This is a genomic window from Rhodococcus sp. HNM0563 (assembly GCF_012726195.1).
Taxonomy (GTDB): domain Bacteria; phylum Actinomycetota; class Actinomycetes; order Mycobacteriales; family Mycobacteriaceae; genus Rhodococcus.
The window spans coordinates 70572-88592 of the sequence record NZ_JAASAF010000006.1 but is presented as its reverse complement, the minus strand read 5'-3'; the positions used below and the strand labels follow the sequence as shown (position 1 = coordinate 88592).

General features: G+C 64.3%; 14 protein-coding genes, 1 pseudogene and 1 other annotated feature. Of the genes and pseudogenes, 10 read left to right on the top strand and 5 right to left on the bottom strand.

Annotation, left to right across the window (positions count from 1 at the left end):
• The first annotated feature begins 96 nt into the window (after positions 1–96).
• The 3 genes from HCA61_RS15070 to HCA61_RS15060 are packed head-to-tail and all read left to right on the top strand — an operon-like array spanning position 97 to position 4464.
• Positions 97–2349 carry a transglycosylase domain-containing protein gene (locus tag HCA61_RS15070; RefSeq protein ID WP_206040150.1) on the top strand — a complete coding sequence of 751 codons (2253 nt, stop codon included), beginning with the start codon at positions 97–99 and terminating at the stop codon, positions 2347–2349.
• 9 nt (positions 2350–2358) lie between these two features.
• Positions 2359–3978: a glycosyltransferase 87 family protein gene (locus HCA61_RS15065; protein ID WP_169689002.1), complete on the top strand. Its 1620-nt coding sequence runs from the start codon at positions 2359–2361 to the stop codon at positions 3976–3978.
• Positions 3979–3999: 21 nt separating this feature from the next.
• Complete coding sequence (locus HCA61_RS15060; protein WP_169689001.1) at positions 4000–4464, top strand: RNA polymerase subunit sigma-24; 465 nt, start codon at positions 4000–4002, stop codon at positions 4462–4464.
• Positions 4465–4491: 27 nt separating this feature from the next.
• Here HCA61_RS15060 and HCA61_RS15055 read toward each other — a convergent pair whose 3' ends face one another.
• From HCA61_RS15055 to HCA61_RS15045, 3 genes are read right to left on the bottom strand one after another with little or no spacing between them, the layout of a single operon-like run.
• A complete protein-coding gene (locus tag HCA61_RS15055) occupies positions 4492–4905 on the bottom strand; it encodes a DUF2752 domain-containing protein (protein ID WP_169689000.1) in 414 nt (137 codons plus the stop codon).
• Positions 4906–4938: 33 nt separating this feature from the next.
• Positions 4939–5271 carry a CD225/dispanin family protein gene (locus HCA61_RS15050; protein ID WP_169688999.1) on the bottom strand — a complete coding sequence of 111 codons (333 nt, stop codon included), beginning with the start codon at positions 5269–5271 and terminating at the stop codon, positions 4939–4941.
• Between the two features lie 52 nt (positions 5272–5323).
• Positions 5324–6682 (bottom strand): glycosyltransferase 87 family protein, encoded by a 1359-nt coding sequence (locus HCA61_RS15045; RefSeq protein WP_169688998.1) that lies wholly within the window; start codon positions 6680–6682, stop codon positions 5324–5326.
• Positions 6683–6811: 129 nt separating this feature from the next.
• Between HCA61_RS15045 and rpsF the strand changes: the two genes are divergently transcribed.
• From rpsF to HCA61_RS15015, 6 genes are all read left to right on the top strand, one after another.
• Positions 6812–7099, top strand: coding sequence for a 30S ribosomal protein S6 (gene rpsF / locus HCA61_RS15040; protein WP_169688997.1), 288 nt, complete (start codon positions 6812–6814; stop codon positions 7097–7099).
• Positions 7100–7163: 64 nt separating this feature from the next.
• A complete protein-coding gene (locus HCA61_RS15035) occupies positions 7164–7682 on the top strand; it encodes a single-stranded DNA-binding protein (RefSeq protein WP_169688996.1) in 519 nt (172 codons plus the stop codon).
• A gap of 40 nt (positions 7683–7722) precedes the next feature.
• Entirely contained in the window at positions 7723–7965 is a 243-nt protein-coding gene (gene rpsR / locus HCA61_RS15030; protein ID WP_054806388.1) for a 30S ribosomal protein S18, read from the top strand.
• 15 nt (positions 7966–7980) lie between these two features.
• On the top strand, positions 7981–8436 hold the full coding sequence (rplI, locus tag HCA61_RS15025; RefSeq protein WP_169688995.1) for a 50S ribosomal protein L9: 456 nt from the start codon (positions 7981–7983) through the stop codon (positions 8434–8436).
• A 521-nt stretch (positions 8437–8957) separates the two neighbouring features.
• On the top strand, positions 8958–12140 hold the full coding sequence (gene dnaB, locus HCA61_RS15020) for a replicative DNA helicase (protein WP_206040149.1): 3183 nt from the start codon (positions 8958–8960) through the stop codon (positions 12138–12140).
• A gap of 150 nt (positions 12141–12290) precedes the next feature.
• Positions 12291–13543, top strand: a protein-coding gene (locus tag HCA61_RS15015; RefSeq protein ID WP_240959601.1) for an IS3 family transposase whose coding sequence is annotated in 2 segments (ribosomal slippage) — positions 12291–12573 and positions 12573–13543 — 1254 coding nt in all. Because the reading frame shifts where the segments join, the coding sequence is not laid out codon by codon here.
• Positions 12572–12700, top strand: a sequence feature (AL1L pseudoknot). It overlaps the preceding gene by 129 nt.
• A gap of 26 nt (positions 13544–13569) precedes the next feature.
• Here the strand turns inward: HCA61_RS15015 and HCA61_RS15010 are convergent.
• Positions 13570–14282, bottom strand: a pseudogene (locus HCA61_RS15010) (IS3 family transposase); the annotation flags it as partial.
• A gap of 594 nt (positions 14283–14876) precedes the next feature.
• Here HCA61_RS15010 and HCA61_RS15005 point away from each other — a divergent pair.
• On the top strand, positions 14877–15497 hold the full coding sequence (locus tag HCA61_RS15005) for a restriction endonuclease (RefSeq protein ID WP_169688994.1): 621 nt from the start codon (positions 14877–14879) through the stop codon (positions 15495–15497).
• Positions 15498–15756: 259 nt separating this feature from the next.
• Here HCA61_RS15005 and HCA61_RS15000 read toward each other — a convergent pair whose 3' ends face one another.
• Positions 15757–17994 carry an MMPL family transporter gene (locus HCA61_RS15000; protein WP_169688993.1) on the bottom strand — a complete coding sequence of 746 codons (2238 nt, stop codon included), beginning with the start codon at positions 17992–17994 and terminating at the stop codon, positions 15757–15759.
• Positions 17995–18021 lie beyond the last annotated feature (27 nt).

Sequence of the window (18021 nt, the reverse complement as noted above, 5' to 3'; positions counted from 1 at the left end):
GCCTCCGCTCCCGGTTCCGCCGGTGGCCCGCCCGCGGGGACACCTCCCACGGGTGGCCCCGGCGATGGATCCGGGGGCGATGGCCGGAAGCGGCGTATGCCGTGGCGCACGATCCGGCGCATCGGTTACGTGGTGGTTGCTGCGGGCATCCTCGTTCCCATCCTCACGTTCATGCTCGCCTACATTGCGCAGGACGTGCCGAAGCCCGGTGAACTCGTCACCAACCAGGTGTCGACTATCTACAACGCCGACGGCTCGAGCGTCATCACCAAGGTCATTCCGCCTGAAGGCAACCGCAACGAGGTGGATCTCCAGGAGATCCCCGAGCATGTCCGCAACGCCGTGCTCGCGGCCGAGGACCGTGATTTCTACAGCAACTCCGGGTTCTCGATCTCAGGCTTCGCGCGTGCCGCCCGCGACAACATTCTCGGGCGTGAGAGCGCGGGCGGTGGTTCGACGATCACGCAGCAGTACGTCAAGAAGGCGCTGGTCGGCGACGAGCGGAGCCTCACGCGTAAGGCCAAGGAGCTGGTCCTGTCGGTGAAGATGGCCAACCAGTGGTCGAAGGACGAGATCCTGTCCGCCTACCTGAACACCATCTACTTCGGCCGTGGTGCGTACGGCATCTCGGCGGCCGCGACCGCGTACTTCGGTAAACCCGTCAGCGATCTGACAGTCGAGGAAGGCGCGGTCCTCGCGTCGTCGATCCAGCTGCCGTCGCTGCTGGACCCGGAACAGAACCCCGAGGGCGCCGAGGCCCGCTGGAACTATGTGCTCGACGGCATGGTGTCCGCGGGCACGCTCAACGCGCAAGACCGTGCGACGAAGCAGTACCCGGCGTACGTTCCGCTCGCCGAGCTCGACTTCGGCGACCAGTCGATGGGCCCGGAAGGGCTGATCAAGAACCAGGTTCTGGCAGAACTCTCCGCCGAAGGGATCGACGAGAACCTGCTCAACACCGCCGGTCTCGAGATCACCACGACGATCGACACCACCGCGCAGGCCGCCGCGGTCGACGCTGCGCAGTCGAACCTCGAGGGAGAGGACGAGAACCTGCGTACCGCGGTGGTGTCCGTCGACCCACACAGCGGCGCGGTGCGGGCGTACTACGGCGGCGACAGCGGCGTCGGTTACGACTTCGCGCAGGCAGGGCTGCAGACAGGCTCGTCGTTCAAGGTGTTCGGTCTGGCTGCGAACCTCGATCAGGGCAATCCGTTGTCGACGACGTACGACAGCGGTCCGCTCACCATCAACGGCATCAAGATCGGCAATGTCGAAGGTGAACAGTGCGGTGAATGCACGATCGCCGAGGCGCTCAAGCGTTCGCTGAACACGAGTTTCTATCGGATGATGCTCGACATGGAGGACGGCCCGCAGGCCATCGCCGATATGGCTCACAAGCTCGGTGTCGCGAAGGAACTCCCCGGTATCGGCGAGACCCTCACCGAACCGGGTGGCGTGGGACCGAACTACGGCATCGTCCTCGGTCAGTACCAGTCGCGAGTCCTCGACATGGCGTCGGCCTATGCGACGCTCGCGGCGTCGGGTATGCACTACGACCCGCACTTCGTGCAGAAGGTCGTCACCTCCGACGGGGAGGTGCTCCTCGACCGTGGCGCGCCGAGCGGTGAACAGGTGGTCGACGAGGCCGTGGCCGACAACACCACCGCGGCCATGACGCCGATCGCTGCCTACTCCAACGGGCATGCCCTCGCGGGCGGTCGTCCGTCGGCTGCGAAGACCGGAACCGCCCAGCTCGGCGACACCGGGTCGAACAAGGACGCGTGGATGGTCGGCTACACCCCGTCGCTGGCCACCGCGGTGTGGGTCGGTACCGAGCAGGGACTGCCACTCGAGAACAGCTGGGGCGGCATGATCTACGGGTCCGGCCTGCCGTCGGACATCTGGAAGGACACGATGGACGGAGCCCTGGAGGGCACCGATGTCGAGTCCTTCCCCAAGCCGGGCAAGATCGCCGGTGAGTCCGGTGTGCCGAGCTGGTCCGCGAAGACGACGGCCCCACCGACCAGTGACAAGCCGTCGACGTCCCGAACGATTCCGACGTTGTCGGAGGTTCCCGAGATCACGACGCAGAACGTGGAGATCTTCCCGGGTGTGACGATTCCGATTCCGGGCGTGGCGCAGGCGCCGGTCACCACGACTCCGCCGCGTGGGCCGTCGAACGACACTTCGACCTCCAAAGAGGAGGAAACCGGAAGTGACGGCTCGGACGGCAGCGACCCCACCGTGCCGTCGGCACCCACCACCACCAATCGGGTCCCCCAGTTCAACCAGTTTCCGGACGCGGCGAACGGTCGAGATTACGATGAGCTCCAGCCTGCCGGGTAGCCTCTCGGCGTGACCGTCGACGGGGAGGCCGCGCACAGGGGACACGTCTCTCCTGAGCCCCTCGCCGACGATCGTCGTTCCGTGGACTGGCGCGACACCCCGGGTCGAACCGACCCGATGGTGTCGCGCCTTTCCGCACTTGTCGGGGGACCTGTCGGCAGGCACGCACTGCTGGGCCGCACCCGCTTCTTCACGCCGCTGCGGGCGATGCTGTTGCTCGCGGTGGTGTTCTTGGCGTTGGGATGGTTCGGCAAGGCCGCGTGCATCCAGCAGGCGCCGGTCGGCCCCGACGGTGGACTCGGGTTGGACTGGAGCGACAACCGGCAGTACGTGGCGATGTGTTATTCCGACATCGTTCCGCTCTACGGTGCGGAGCGGCTCAACGAGGGCGCATTTCCGTACGCGACGTCGTGGGAGGAGCCGGGGGCGGACGGGCAGACGCAGACCCGGTATATGGAGTACCCCGTAGTTTCGGGCCTCTACCAGTACGTGTCGATGCGTGTCGCGAAGGCATGGGATTCGGTGTCGTGGTTGCCCGGTGGACTCCAGGTCGCGATCTATTTCAATGTCGTTGCCTTGGGGCTCGCGTTCGCGTGGCTCGCGACGTTGTGGGCCACCGCCAGGTCGGCCGGACGGCGAGTGTGGGATGCCGCGCTCGTCGCTGCGTCGCCGCTCGTGATGGTGCATGCGTTCACGAACTTCGATGCCTTGGCTGCGGCATTCGCGGCGGGCGGTCTGCTCGCGTGGGCTCGCCGCCGCCCCGTGCTTGCGGGGGTGCTGCTGGGGATCGGTGCCGCGACGAAGCTGTACCCGCTGCTGCTGCTCGGCCCACTGCTGGTGTTGTGTCTGCGTACCGGGAAGATGCCCGCGTTCTTCCGAACCTTCGGTGCCGCGGCAGGTGCGTGGCTGGCGGTCAATCTGCCGATCCTGCTGTTGTATCCGCGGGGATGGTACGAATTCTTCCGCTTGAATTCCGATCGCGGCGCCGACCCTGATTCGATCTACAACGTGGTGCGGTCGTTCGTCGGATGGCCGAACTGGTCCCCCTCGACGCTGAACTACGTGTCGCTGCTGCTGTTCGCGATCGCATGCGTCGGGATCGGATGGCTTGCGCTGACCGCACCTCGGCGCCCGCGACTGGCCCAGCTGTGTTTCCTGCTCGTGGCGGCATTCCTGTTCACCAACAAGGTCTGGAGTCCGCAGTACTCACTGTGGCTGGTCCCGCTCGCGGTACTCGCGATACCGCACCGCAGGGCTCTCCTCGCGTGGATGACGGTCGATGCCCTCGTGTGGGTTCCGCGCATGTTCTATTACCTCGGTCCTGACAACAAGGGCGTACCGGAGCAGTGGTTCACCGCGACGGTGGCGATCCGGGACCTCGCCGTCCTGGCGCTGTGCGCGGTGGTGTTGTGGCAGATCCGGCATCCGGTCGACGATCCCGTCCGGTACGGATTCATCGACGACCCCGTCGGTGGTGTTCTGGACCAGGCGCCCGATGCGTACCCACGGTGGCTACCGGGATGGTTGAAACCGGCACACGGCCGCGCGCCGTCGAAGGTGTCCCGACCGGTTTCTTTCGATTCGGTTTCGTTCGATCGGAGGACAGCGAAGGCCCGCACGTCGTCCTAGGCTTGTGCGAAGGGAGGGGACATGAGCACTGTGCGTGGTGGCGGAGTACTCGGACATTTCACGATGTGCGAACTCGCCTGGTCGGTGGCCGCAGGTGACGCGGCTGCGATGCCTGCGCTCCTTCGGCAGTTGTATCCTCAGGTCTCCGCGTACTGCCGGGCGCGTGCTCGCGACACCGGCGTTTCCTTCACCGAAGCCGATCGTCTGGCTCTCGAGGTGTGCCACGAGATCCTCGCCGCGGTGTCGTCGGTGGTGGGCGCCCAGCAACCGTTCGTCCGCCTTGCCTATGCGACCGCCGTGGACGCCGCCGACGCCCGGTTTGCTCGTTCGGGAGACCATGCCGGTACCCGGATGCAACGGGAGATCCTCATTCTGCGCACCATCGTCGGTCTGGACCTGGAACTGACTGCAATCGCATTGGGCATCAGTCCGCGGCGGGTGCGCGCCGAGCAGCACATAGCGTTGAGGTCGCTCCGCGCGGCCTGAGATCCTCGGGGTCGGCGGCGAGCTGCCTCAGATTCGAAGTGCCGTGAACGGCTCGATCGGGAGGTTGCGCACCACGAACCACACGGCGATCACCGCGAGCGCGATGTGCGGGGCCCACCGGTACCCGCCCCATCGGGGCATCGATGTGCCGCGAGTGCGATTCACGGTCCACAGCAAGAACATTGCGAGCAGCCCGACCGTCACGGCGACGCCCAATGCATTGAACCGAACTGCTGACGGAATATCAAGGTGCACAAGTGAATACAACATTCTCGACGCACCGCACCCGGGGCAGAGGATCCCGAAGATCGCGTAGGTGGGGCACGGCGGGATGATTCCGCCCGGGGTGGTCGGGTCGGCCCACGCCACGAACGCGCACGCGCACACCGCACCTGCCGCGACCGCGGCGGGCGCTTTCAGGCGTGCGAGGGTGCGTTCCATGAGGTCCTCAGTGAGTCGTGGCCACGACAGCGCTCAGTGAGTCGTGGCCACGACAGCGGCCCAGAACGCGAAATAAGCCACGACGAGCGCGATCAGCCCGACAACCCAGATCACCGCTGACCAGATCGCCCAGGTCTTCGCCGAGCGCGCGGCCCGGTGCGCTTCGTCGAAACGTCCCTGTGCCCACAGATTGTTGACCCGCGCCGCCTTGACCAGCGAGACGATCCCGAGCGGCATGCAGAACACCACGGTCGCGACGATGCCCCAGACCATGTTGTTCTCCGGCGGCCGACCATACGGATGGAACGGTGAACCGTAGGCACCGGGCTGCGGGCCGGGTGGTGGGAACTGTCGATACGCATTCATTCGCCGGCGCGCTCCTCTGGTTGCGTGTGTGCGGTGGGTTCGTCGCCCGTCATCACGCGTTTGCCGGGCTCTCGAGTGACCGATCGTGGTGGCCGTGCGTGCGCCTCTTAGTCGAACGTCGTTCGGAAGAGTTGAGGAAGACGAAGAACAACACGACCAACAGTAGTGCCCGGCCCCAGACCCCGATGTGGACGAGCATGAGAGGAAGCGCCTGGTCGCTGTTCCCCGCGGTCGAGTCGAACCAGAGGAAGATCCCGATCCCCATCGACAGGTCGACCAGCAGATACGTCGCGATGAGCTGCCACGGGATGCGCAGCAACAGGAACAGAGGCAACAGCCACAGTGTGTACTGCGGGGAATGCACCTTGTGCAGAAGGAGGAACCCGCACAGGATCGCGGCGGCAACAGGGAGCCACGGGTAGACGCCTTCGCGGAGACAGCGGCGCCATCCGAGCCACAGCGCGGTCGCGAACACCGCGAGCATGAGCACCGGTGAAACGAGGGCGACCACGTCGTTGTACTCGGAGGTGACCTCGTGCCCTCGGTAGTTGCCCATCAGTGGACGCAGACCCCAGTACCAGATCGAGTTGCTGGTCGCGTCCGCCTCTCGGTTCTGCTGGAACGTGAACGACGCACGCCACCCGTCGAAACCGAGGATCGCGAACGGCAGGTTCACCGCGACGACGGTCGCGATGGCCGTTCCGGCCACGGCCAGTGCACCGCGGAAGTCGCGGCGTCCGATCGGCGCGTTGTCGTCGCGCTCGGCTGTGCCGCCGACGAAGACGTAGGCGATCAGCGGCAGGACGAAGAGCCCCGGATAGAGCTTGAGGCAGAACCCGACGGCGAGAAGTGCCGCGGCGATCATCCCGCGGGTACGAAGCGACCAGCGCCGGGTGCCGACGACTGCGATGGCGAGGACGGTCACCGCGACCACAGGCAGGTCCCAGTTCAAGAACGCATACATCACGAGCGGTGGTGTGGCCGACCACCAGAGGGCATGCCATCCGGCGATCCGCCCGAGGATCCACGCGGTGAGCAACCCGAACGGCGTCAGGAGCAGCGCGGAGTGCAGCAGGAAATCGGCGTCGGTCTCCGCGAACAATGCCCCGACCCACATGAGAACGCCGCCCAGCACCGGGTATTCGACGGTGCCGCCGGTGAGGTTCCCGGCAGTGGTGATGCCGCCGTCCACGAAGGGGAACTGGTGGAGGTTGATTCCCCGCCCGAGCCACAATTGCTGGATATCGGAATAGCAGACGGTGGCGTCCTTGAGTTCGTCGAATTGCATCGAGCGACCGAACAGATCGAAGGGCGGTCCTGCGCAACGGGCCTTGTTGAGGTAGCCGAGCAGCAGCGTCAGCGCACAGGTGACGACGGCGACGAGCGCGGGAAGGGATCGGCTCGTGCGCATGTTCTCACCCTAAGTCAGTTTCGCTGGTCGAGCGGCGGTCATGTACCCTTCTTGGGTTGCTGACGCAACGACCCTCCTGTCACGGATCGTCCGTGACCGTTCACAGTCCATGGGAGGTGATGAGGTCTTATGCGTCATTACGAATTGATGATCATCCTGGACCCCAGCCTGGATGAGCGCACTGTCGCTCCCTCGCTGGAGACGTTCCTCAACGTGATCCGCCAAGAAGGCGGCAAGGTCGACAAGGTCGACGTGTGGGGTAAGCGTCGTCTCGCGTACGAGATCGAGAAGAATGCCGAAGGCATCTACGCGGTCGTCGACATCAGCGCGACGCCTGCTGCGGTTGCAGAGCTGGATCGTCAGCTCGGCCTGAACGAGTCGGTGCTTCGCACCAAGGTTCTGCGCCTCGGAAAGTGAGCCTGTCGGCGCTTGGCCGTAGGCTCTGGCGCATCAGGACTCCACACACTGCAGGAGGAACCACATGGCAGGCGACACCGTCATCACCGTGGTCGGCAATCTGACCGCCGATCCAGAACTGCGTTTCACCCCGTCGGGTGCCGCGGTCGCGAACTTCACCGTCGCGTCCACGCCCCGCATGTTCGACCGTCAGTCCAATGAATGGAAGGACGGCGAGGCTCTGTTCCTGCGCTGCAACATCTGGCGCGAGGCAGCCGAGAACGTGGCCGAGAGCTTGACTCGAGGATCCCGCGTGATCGTGCAGGGCCGGCTCAAGCAGCGCAGCTACGAAACGCGTGAAGGCGAGAAGCGCACTGTCGTGGAGCTCGAGGTCGACGAGATCGGCCCCTCGCTCCGTTACGCCACGGCCAAGGTCACCAAGGCCGGTCGCGGCGGTGGCGGAGGCGGCTTCGGTGGTTCCTCCGGTGGATCGGGCGGTGGGCGCCCCAGTTCCAACGCCAATACCGGTGGCGACGACCCGTGGAGCAACGCTCCCGCGGGTGGTTCCTTCGGCGGCGGCGGGGACGACGAGCCCCCGTTCTGATCCGACCTTCGATCGGAACATCTAAGTACGGAGAAAGACCATGCCTAAGTCGCCCGCGCGCGAGAAGGTTTTGAAGAAGAAGGTCTGCGCCTTCTGCAAGGAAAAGAATGTGCAGATCAACTACAAGGACACCACGCTGCTGCGTAAGTACGTCAGCGATCGCGGCAAGATCCGCGCTCGCCGCGTCACCGGCAACTGCGTGCAGCACCAGCGCGATATCGCTGTTGCTGTGAAGAACTCCCGTGAGGTTGCTCTGCTTCCTTACGTCTCGACGACTCGCTAAGGAAAGGGGAACACGATGAAGCTCATCCTCACCGCCGACGTGGACAACCTCGGTGCGCCTGGCGACACCGTTGAGGTCAAGGACGGTTACGGTCGCAACTACCTGCTGCCCCGCGGACTGGCAATTGTTGCCACCCGTGGCGCCGAGAAGCAGGTCGCGGGCATCCGCCGTGCACAGGAGGCCCGTGCAGTGCGCGGCCTCGAGCATGCACAGGAGCTCAAGGCCGCCATCGAGGGCCTCGACAGCGTCTCGCTGGCAGTCAAGACCGCTGCAGACTCGGGCAAGCTGTTCGGCTCGGTCACCGCTGCCGACGTTGCCGGCGCGCTCAAGGCTGCCGGTGGCCCGGTTGTCGACAAGCGCATTGTTGTGCTGCCCAAGGCGCACATCAAGGCGACCGGCAAGCACGAGGTCGTTGTGAAGCTGCATCCGGATGTCACCGCGAAGTTCACGCTGAACGTCGTCGCTGCCTGATCCGGTTTTCGAGGAGCCCCGCGCACATCGCGCGGGGCTCCTCGCTGTCTGTGTACAACCTGTGGATAATCCCTGTGGGATTCAGCTCTCATGTGATCCACAACATATCTTTCTCGAACGAAACTTTCGGACACGCCCGGCTGTCGATATGGCCACGACACGCCGAAATTCTTTTGCTCCACAGGTGTGAGGAACAATTTTTGCGCTCTGAACTGGACAAATGCGTGATGTGAGATGTGTTCTCCCCAGGTTGTCCACAGAGGGTGCACAACGTAGTCCACGGGATTCCACAGTTCATCCACAGATGTGTGCACAACCCGATTTGGTGAGCGGCTTTTCGGTCCCTAACGTCGTGCGCACGACTCTCCCCCATGGGTTCGGTATGGGTCGGAAATATGTCGGTGGGCACGGGTAGAACGTGGATTGTGAGTTCGGGTCGCAAGGGCCCGGATCCGTCTGCGGAAAGCCCGTAGGCCGGGCATGACCGTGCTTGGTTCGGGAATCGGAAGGGTGGAAGCGCGTTGGCAGTGGTGGACGATCGAGGCCACTCCGAATATTCCGGACCGCCCGATGAACCCGAGACCGATTTCGGGCGTCAGCCTCCCCACGACTACGTGGCGGAGCAGTCCGTGCTCGGCGGCATGCTGCTGAGCAAGGACGCCATCGCCGATGTCCTCGAGGTGCTTCACCCGGGCGACTTCTACAAGCCCGCGCACCAGTTCGTCTACGACTCGATCCTCGATCTCTACAGCCGGGGCGAGCCGGCGGACCCCGTCACGGTATCGGCCGAACTCGATCGCAAGGGCGAACTCAAACGCATCGGTGGGCCCGCCTACCTCGTGACGCTCACCCAGACGGTCCCCACTGCCGCGAACGCCGGTTATTACGCCGAGATCGTCTCCGAGAAGGCCATCCTGCGTCGCCTCGTCGAAGCGGGCACACGCATCGTCCAGTACGGATACGCCGGCTCCGAAGGGCAGGATGTCGCCGAGGTCGTCGACCGCGCCCAGGCCGAGATCTTCGACGTCTCCGAACGCCGCACCAGCGAGGATTTCGTTCCACTCGAAGAACTGCTGCAGCCCACGATGGACGAGATCGATTCCATCGCCAGCCGTGGCGGCATCTCGGTCGGAGTCCCCACCGGGTTCGCCGAGCTCGACGAACTCACCAACGGCCTGCACGCCGGGCAGATGATCATCATCGCCGCCCGCCCGGGTGTCGGTAAAGCCCTCGCGCTCGACACTGTCCTGCCCACCCCGAACGGGTGGACCACCATGGGCGAGGTCTCCGTCGGCGACGTCCTGTTCGACGCCCACGGCGAGCCGACGCGCGTCGTCGCGGCCACCGAGATCATGCATGGCCGGCCGTGCTTCGACGTCGTGTTCTCCGACGGCACCGTGCTCGTCGCCGACGCTCAGCACCAGTGGCGTACCTCCGACGGCGCCGTTCGCACCACCGCCGAGCTTGCTGCCACCGTCGATGCCGACCACGCCGTCACCAACGCCGCTCCACTCCGGACGCCTGCAGCAGACCTGCCTGTTCCACCGTTCACGCTCGGCGCCTGGCTCGGTGGTCCGTCGGCCGATCCGCACGTCCACATGCGCGTCGAAGGTGAGGGAGGGTGCACCGAGGCCCTGATGGCGCTCGGTGCGCACATCCCCACTGCGTATCTGCGTGCCTCACAGGAACAGCGCCGCGATCTGCTGGCCGGACTCCTCGACGCAGGCGGCACCGTCGACGGCGACGGCACCATCCGATTCGCGTCGGACTGCGCACGCCTGGTCGAGGACGTCGCCGAACTGCTCTCCGGTCTGGGGCACGCCTGCACCGTCGATGGCGACGCGGTGGCGTTCGAGACCGGCGACGACGTCTTCGTCCTACCCAGCAAGGCCCTTCTGCACAAGGAATGCCGCCGCCCGGTGCCGGTCGAGCGTCGCATCGTCGCGGTGCGGCCGGTGGAGCCGGTGCCGGTGCGCTGCGTCGAGGTCGACGGCGAGCACATGTACCTTGCGGGTCGCGCGATGGTGCCCACCCACAACTCGACGCTCAGCATGGATTTCATGCGGTCGTGCTCGATCAAGCACGGCATGGGCTCCGTCATCTTCTCCCTGGAGATGGGGCGCACCGAGATCGTCATGCGCCTGCTTTCCGCGGAAGCGAAGATCAAACTCGGCGACATGCGGTCCGGTCGCATGACCGATGACGACTGGACCCGGCTCGCGCGTCGCATGAGCGAGATCAGCGAGGCACCGCTGTTCATCGACGATTCACCGAACCTGACGATGATGGAGATTCGTGCGAAAGCGCGGCGTCTCAAGCAGAAGCACGACATCCGTCTCATCGTCATCGACTACCTGCAGCTCATGACGTCCGGCAAGAAGGTCGAGTCGCGCCAGCAGGAAGTCTCGGAGTTCTCGCGAAGCCTCAAGCTTCTCGCGAAGGAACTCGAAGTTCCCGTCATCGCGGTCTGCCAGCTCAACCGCGGTCCCGAACAGCGAACCGACAAGAAGCCGCAGGTCTCCGACCTCCGTGAGTCGGGTTGCCTGCCTGCGTCCACCCGGATCCTGCGCGCGGATACCGGCGCGGAGGTCACTCTCGGGGAACTTCTCGCGACGGGTGAGCAGCCGCTCGTGTGGTCGCTCGACGAGCGGATGCGCATGGTCGCGCGGCCGATGACGAAGGTCTTTCCCAGCGGGCGCAAGGAAGTGTTCCGGCTGCGGCTCGCATCCGGACGCCAGGTGGAAGCGACGGCGAATCACCCGTTCCTGACCGTCGACGGCTGGATGCCCCTCGGTGAGTTGACGACGGGCGGACGTGTCGCGGTGCCGCGTGCACTGCCTGCGCCGATCGACATGGTGACCTCCTCCGAAGACGAGATCGTCGAACTCGCCCTCCAGGCCGTCGCGGATGCTGCCGTGCCTGCGCGTGCGTTCGCGTTGCCCAAGGATCAGGTTGCGGCGCTGCTCTGCCACGTGTGGGAGGACAGTGGCCTGCTCGCCTGGGACGTCGACGCGCAGCAGGCGATGATCCGGTACTCGACCGCCGACCGGCGATTCATCGATGATCTGGCCGTCCTGTTGCTGCGGATCGGTGTGTTCTCGCAGATCACGGAAACCGCGTCGGGCTACGACCTGCGCGTGACCGACCCGGACGGACAGGCGGTGTTCCTGCACGACGTCGGCGCCCACGGCACGGCAGCGCAGTGGGTGCTGACACAACTCGGGCCCACGCTCACACGTCGCAGCGTCGACGGTGTCACCCCCGAACTCGAAGAGTCACTGGGCCGGCTCCTCGCTGTCGAGCGGTTCACGCCGAGCGAGCTCGTCGGTGCTGGGGCCCCACGTTCCAGCCTGGCCGAGGTGGCCGGTGTACTGGGCGAAGCCGATATCGACATGGTCGCCACGAACAACGTCCACTGGGACGAGATCGTGTCCTTCACCAGCCTCGGTGAGCAGGACGTCTTCGACGGAACCGTCCCGGGCACACACAATTTCGTGGCCGACGGCGTATCGGTGCACAACAGCCTCGAGCAGGACGCCGACATGGTCATCCTGCTGCACCGCCCCGACGCATTCGAACGCGACGACCCGCGTGGCGGTGAAGCCGACCTGATCGTCGGTAAGCACCGTAACGGCCCGACCGCGACAATCACAGTTGCACACCAACTCCACCTTTCGCGGTTCGTGGACATGGCACGCGGCTGACGCTTTGCCGCCATCGCCTGAAAATGAGACAAAAGTCGGGCATGGTGAGATTTTGAGACGAACACCTGGGGTTTTGCGTACCGATGAGACAGCAGTGGCTGAACCGCCCCGGTGAGTCCGGAGACTTCATCTCTTGGGAAGGATGGAGTCATGTCAGGTTCGAAGAGGTACCCAGCCGAGCTGCGTGAGCGGGCTGTGCGGATGGTCGCCGAGGTCCGCCCCGAGCACTCCTCGCAGTGGGCAGCCATCAGGTCGGTTGCCGAGAAGCTGGGGATCGGGAGCACACAGACGTTGGCGAACTGGGTGAACCAGAACCAGGTCGACCGGGGCCAGCGTCCCGGGATGACGACCGACGCAGCCGAAGAGCTCCGGAAGCTGCGTGCCGAGAATCGAGAACTCAAGCGTGCCAACGAAATCCTGAAATCAGCATCAACTTTCTTCGCGGCGGAACTCGACCGCCGCAATCGGTGATCGTCGACTACATCGACGAACACAAGCAGGAGTACGGCGTCGAGTCGATCTGCCGGGTGCTCACAGCACACGGATGCAAGATCGCGCCGTCCACCTACTACGACGCCTGCACCCGCCGGCGGCAGCCCTCCAATCGTCAGATCCGCGACACCGAACTCAAGCCCGAGATCGCCCGGGTCCACCGAGAGAACTACTCGGTCTACGGCGCCCGCAAGGTGTGGCTGCAATGCCACCGCGAGGGCATCGAGGTGGCCCGCTGCACGGTCGAACGACTGATGCGGGAACTGGGGCTCGAGGGCGCCCGTCGCGGCAAGAGGAAGCGGACCACCTTCGCTGATCCTCAGGCCGACCGGCCCGACGACCTGGTGCAGCGTCAGTTCTGCCCAGATGCACCAAATGTGTTGTGGATAGCGGATTTCACGTATGTGTCGACGTGGTCTGGGTGGGTGTACGTGGCGTTCGTGATCGACGCGAATGCCCGCCGGATCGTCGGTTGGCGCACCTCGACGTCGATGACGTCAGGGTTGGTTCTCGACGCGATCGAGCACGCGATCTGGACCAGGAAACGGGAAGGAATCGACGACCTGTCGGGGCTGATACATCACCACGACCGCGGGTCGCAGTACACATTTTTGGCCTTCACCGACCGGCTCGTCGAGGCCGGTATCGACGCGTCGATCGGGGCCACCGGCAACAGCTACGACAACGCCCTCGCGGAGACGATCAACGGTCTCTACAAGACCGAGTTGATCAAGCCGCAGGGGCCGTGGCGGACCGTTGACCAGGTAGAAGTCGCCACCCTCGAGTGGGTCGACTGGTTCAACCATCGGCGGTTGTACGAGCACTGCGGTGACCTGCCGCCGGCCGAGTTCGAAGCCCTCTACTACCGTCACCACGGGACTCAGCTCGTCGCTGAGTTCTCACATCAGTAGGTCTCCGGACATGCCGGGGCGGTTCACTTGCCTTCGTCGGTGCGGTGCTCGGTGATGTCGGTCAGCCAGACCTCGTTGGGTCGCTGTGCGGTGAACTGGCGGTCGACGAGGTCGTCGTGGACCGGCGGGCCGACCTTCCTGCTGAGGCCTCGCTTCTTGGAGAACACCGACCAGATGCGCTCTTGTGAGCACAGTCGCGCGACCCTGTTTTCGCCAGCGATGATGCCGCGATCCGGTAGCTCATCGGCGATGAAGCGATAGCCGAAAGCGGGATCATCGGCATGGATCTCGCGGGCAGCGTTGATCAGGTGTGCGTCGTCCCAATCACGTTGCGTGACCGGGTCCTGCTTCCATTTGTAGAAGGCTTGGGTGGAGAATTCGAGAACCCGGCAGGTCACCGTGACGGGCACTCCGTCAGCAGCGAGGTCGAGGACCAGCGGGAACATCATTTTGGGTTGACGTCCCGGGACAGGTAGGCGACGGCACGGCGCATGACCTCGGCTTCTTGCTCGAGCAGCTTGATCCGTTTGCGGGCTTCTCGCAGTTCCGCCGACTCGTCCGAGCTCGTGGCCTTGGTTCCGGTGTCGATGCCGTCCTCGCGGTTGGCGATCTTCAACCAGCGATGCAGGCATCCTTCGGAGATTCCGAAGTCCTTCGCGATCTGCCGCAACGGCGCCTCGCCCTTGCGTGCGACAGCGATGACGTCGCGGCGGAACTCCGCGGGGAACGGCTTCGGCATGGGGCACATCCTTTCATCTGCGAGGAGCGGTCCTCACAGATCAGATGTCAACCAAACCGGGGGCAGTCTCTATGCACGCCTCTGGCCGACTTCCCAAGCTGAATACGCGGGTTCGATTCCCGTCATCGGCTACTTTCTCGACTAGCGAGTACCCTGAGGTTCCCCAGGAAAAGTGGACGGGGTGATGCAGCCGAAGCTGCCATTGATGAGGCTAGCTCAAACCGGATCGGGCTGATATGGCCGATGCTCGAAGGCCGTCGGAGGGCGTTGTAGCGGCGCACCCAGGCGTCGACCGCGGCCCGCAACTCGGCCTTTGTCGCGAACACATGCCGGTAGTAGGCCGGGAAAGGACCTGGCCCAGTACCGATACCGGTTGAACCGAGCGCGTCGCCGAGCAGCTCGTGAACGATTGCAGCACCTCACCGCCTTGGTGGACACGATGCTGCCCCACGTGTTGGCTTCGATACCTCGGGACTCTACAAACCGAGTCGAGGGTGACGAGATCGATCGACTTGTCGCCAGCTTTGCCGAGATTGACAGGCTGATTGGTGATACCGCGCAGCGAGGGGGCGGTGGGCGGACCTTCACCGTCATTTGCGATTTGGTGAGGGCCACGACTGGCACGATGTTTACGAGTTTGACTGGCCAACAATCAAACCCGGCATCGAAGCCGGATCACTGCCCGACACAGACCCCTTCCCCGTCCCGGAGTTCGATCTCGCTCAGGCGGCTGCAGGCCGGCTCACAGGAGCGGCCAGCACGGCCCTACGCTGGGATCAGATCGGCGACGAAACATTCGAGCGCTTGCTCTACGATCTCCTCCGGGAGTTTCCCGAACATGAGAATGTCACATGGCTCACCAGGACGCGCGCGCCGGATCGTGGCAGAGACCTTGCACTGGACCGGGTGTTGCGTGATGGCACCGGCGGCGTCAGACATGAACGGGTGATCGTCCCGGCGAAGCACTGGCTCTCGAAATCTGTTGGGATGGCGGAGAATACCGCCAACGTTGCTGCAGTGAGGCTCTGGCAGCCACCCGTTGTTCGAGGTCTACTGATTGTCACGAGCGGACGGTTCTCGTCGGATGCGGTTGCATGGGTCGACCGGCTCAATGAGTCGGCAGTAGCGCCGCATATCGACCTCTGGCCGGAGGGCAGGCTCGAGACGTTGCTCGCTCAGAGGCCTCATCTCGTGGCAGCGCACGGCCTTCGGTGACCGAGGCCGCAGCGCGCTCAGCGCTTGGTCTACCGACTTGTCGTCAACGCTGCACCAGCAAGGCAAGGTAAGCCTAGTCGGGTGCGTCTCATTGTTTCGGGGTTGAATCCGTCTCAACCAATGCATTTGCGCAGGTGAGAATCTCAAGATCTCGCGATGGCGGCAACTTCTTGCCGCCATCGCCTGAAACACGCTCAGCCTGCTCGGCCTGGGTAAGGCTTGGGCATGACCTGCATCCTCCTCAAGGAAGGAATCGGGATCAGACTCGGGACGGTTCAGAATGCGCGACGTCGCTATCCAATCTGGGACGTGGGATCTCCTCAGAGAGTCCGAATCGTGTATGCAGACGGACCAGCGGGGCTGGGGCCCACCAGTTTGCACGCCCGGCCAGCTTGATGAAGGCAGGCACAAGAAGGCCACGGATAAGCGTTGCGTCCGCGAGCACTGCCAATGCCAGTCCAAGTGCGAACATCCTCATTGTCGACACTTCGGAGATTAGGAGCCCCGCGAAGACGATTGCCATGATCATCGCCGCGGCGGTGACGAGGCGACCGGTCCGAGCGAGGCCGACGGCGACGGCACGTTCGTTGTCGGCGGCGGTCTTTCCGGACGCAAGCCACTGTTCACGGATTCGCGATAGCAGGAATACCTCGTAGTCCATCGAGATACCGAACGCGATGCAGAACATCAGCACGGGCATGTTCGCCACCAGCGATCCGATCGACGTGGTCCCCAGTGCACCGAGATTTCCCTCCTGGAAGATCCAAACCATCGCACCGAAGGTCGCCGATAGCGACAGGAGGTTCATCAGGAGCGCCTTGACCGGCAGAATCACACTTCCCGTGAACAGGAACAGCATGACGAATGTGGTCACTGCAATGATTCCAAGTGCGAGCGGCAGTCGGTCAACGATGCCGTTTACGTTGTCACTGTTCCACTGCGCCAAACCGGTGAACATCGTCTCGGCTGGCGCCGGAACGCGATGCAGCGCCTCCAGGCTCGCTTCGCCGGCGTCGCTCAACGGATCTGCGTGAGTGTCGATAGTCAGGTAAGCACGCTCACCATCGGCCCCGGCTCGGCCAATGGCGGGCCCGACGCGCTCACCCCGCAGGAAGACGCCCGTGGGTGACGTCACCGCAGACACGCCATCGACCCGGGATAGGTCGGAGGCATACGCACTCAAGTCCTCGTCGGTGACTCCGGACAGGTCTGGTAGGACGACCGTCACCGCGTCGGCGATGTTGTTCTCGAACTCTGTCCGGATGTCGTCTCCAACCACGCGAGCGCTATGGGACGGCGGCAGAATCCGGTCGTCGGGGTAGCCCAGGTTCAGATTGAGGAACGGTGAGCCGACCACCAGAAACAACGCGATGACCGCCGCACCGACAGCCACGGGGCGACGCATGACACGCAGGGCGGTGCGGTACCAGAACGACTTTTCTACGGGAGCCTGCAACCGAGTGCGATTCATCCCCCGCCCGGCTTCCACGCGAGGCCCCAGCACCGCAATCAGAGCTGGCGCGATGAAGACCGCGGCGAACGCCGCGAGACCGACAACCGCGAGACCCGCATACGCGAATGACCGCAGGAAGTACATCGGGAACACCGCCATCGCAGCTAGCGACAACGCGACAGTGACCGCCGAATAGAGCACCGTTCGACCGGCCGTGTTGACCGTGCGAGCCAACGCCTGCTCACGGTCAATTTCATTGGCGATTTCCTCGCGATACCGGTTGAGAATGAACAACGCGTAGTCGATGGCGAGGGCAAGCCCCATCGCCGTGGTCAGGTTCATCGCGAAGATCGACACATCGGTGACCATGGTCAACCCACGTAGAATCGCGGTTGTCCCGACGATGGCGAAGAGCCCGATCGCCAGAGGCAAGAAGGCCGCGGCGATTGAACCGAAGATCCACAGCAGCACCAATCCCGTCAGAGGTACGGTAATCACCTCAGCAAGGAGGAGGTCCTTCTCCGACTGCTTGTCGACCTGGTCGTACAGAATCGCCGTTCCGCCCGCTCGAACGATCACACCATCGGCGCTGGTCGGGATTTCGTCCGCAATCTCGCGCGCCCATTCGGGCGCTTGAGCGTCACTGCCCTCGACCTCGGCGGCGACCAGCCCGATCTGACCGTTCTTGCTCTTCAATCCGGCTGCGATGGCCGGCGGTGAGGTCCAATAAGACACAACCTGCCGTATGTGATTCGACTCACGAAGGACGCGTTCGACCTCGACGGCCCGGCTACGTGCTGCAGGCGAGTCCGCGCCACCGGGAGCGACCACTTCGAAGACCACAGGCAAGGACCCGCGATCGAAATGCTTCTGGAGGATGTCGGAGGCCAAATGGGACTGCGAGGTCGGGTCGTTGTAACCACCTGCGGCCAGCAGTGAATTCACTGGTGCACCGATCGCGCCCGCGACCAGTAGGAATAGGACCGCCCCGACGAGTATCCGTTTGGGCCGTCGATGGGCGAGGTTAGCGAGATAGGTCAACACAGAGGACTCCACTCAGTTCAGGTGCTC

Bases quoted from the DNA above. Each gene is read 5' to 3' on its own strand.
- HCA61_RS15070 (WP_206040150.1), top strand. From the start codon at position 97: ATGCCGTGGCGCACGATCCGGCGCATCGGTTACGTGGTGGTTGCTGCG.
- HCA61_RS15060 (WP_169689001.1), top strand. From the start codon at position 4,000: ATGAGCACTGTGCGTGGTGGCGGAGTACTCGGACATTTCACGATGTGC.
- HCA61_RS15055 (WP_169689000.1), bottom strand. From the start codon at position 4,905: ATGGAACGCACCCTCGCACGCCTGAAAGCGCCCGCCGCGGTCGCGGCA.
- HCA61_RS15050 (WP_169688999.1), bottom strand. From the start codon at position 5,271: ATGAATGCGTATCGACAGTTCCCACCACCCGGCCCGCAGCCCGGTGCC.
- HCA61_RS15045 (WP_169688998.1), bottom strand. From the start codon at position 6,682: ATGCGCACGAGCCGATCCCTTCCCGCGCTCGTCGCCGTCGTCACCTGT.
- rpsF (WP_169688997.1), top strand. From the start codon at position 6,812: ATGCGTCATTACGAATTGATGATCATCCTGGACCCCAGCCTGGATGAG.
- HCA61_RS15035 (WP_169688996.1), top strand. From the start codon at position 7,164: ATGGCAGGCGACACCGTCATCACCGTGGTCGGCAATCTGACCGCCGAT.
- rpsR (WP_054806388.1), top strand. From the start codon at position 7,723: ATGCCTAAGTCGCCCGCGCGCGAGAAGGTTTTGAAGAAGAAGGTCTGC.
- rplI (WP_169688995.1), top strand. From the start codon at position 7,981: ATGAAGCTCATCCTCACCGCCGACGTGGACAACCTCGGTGCGCCTGGC.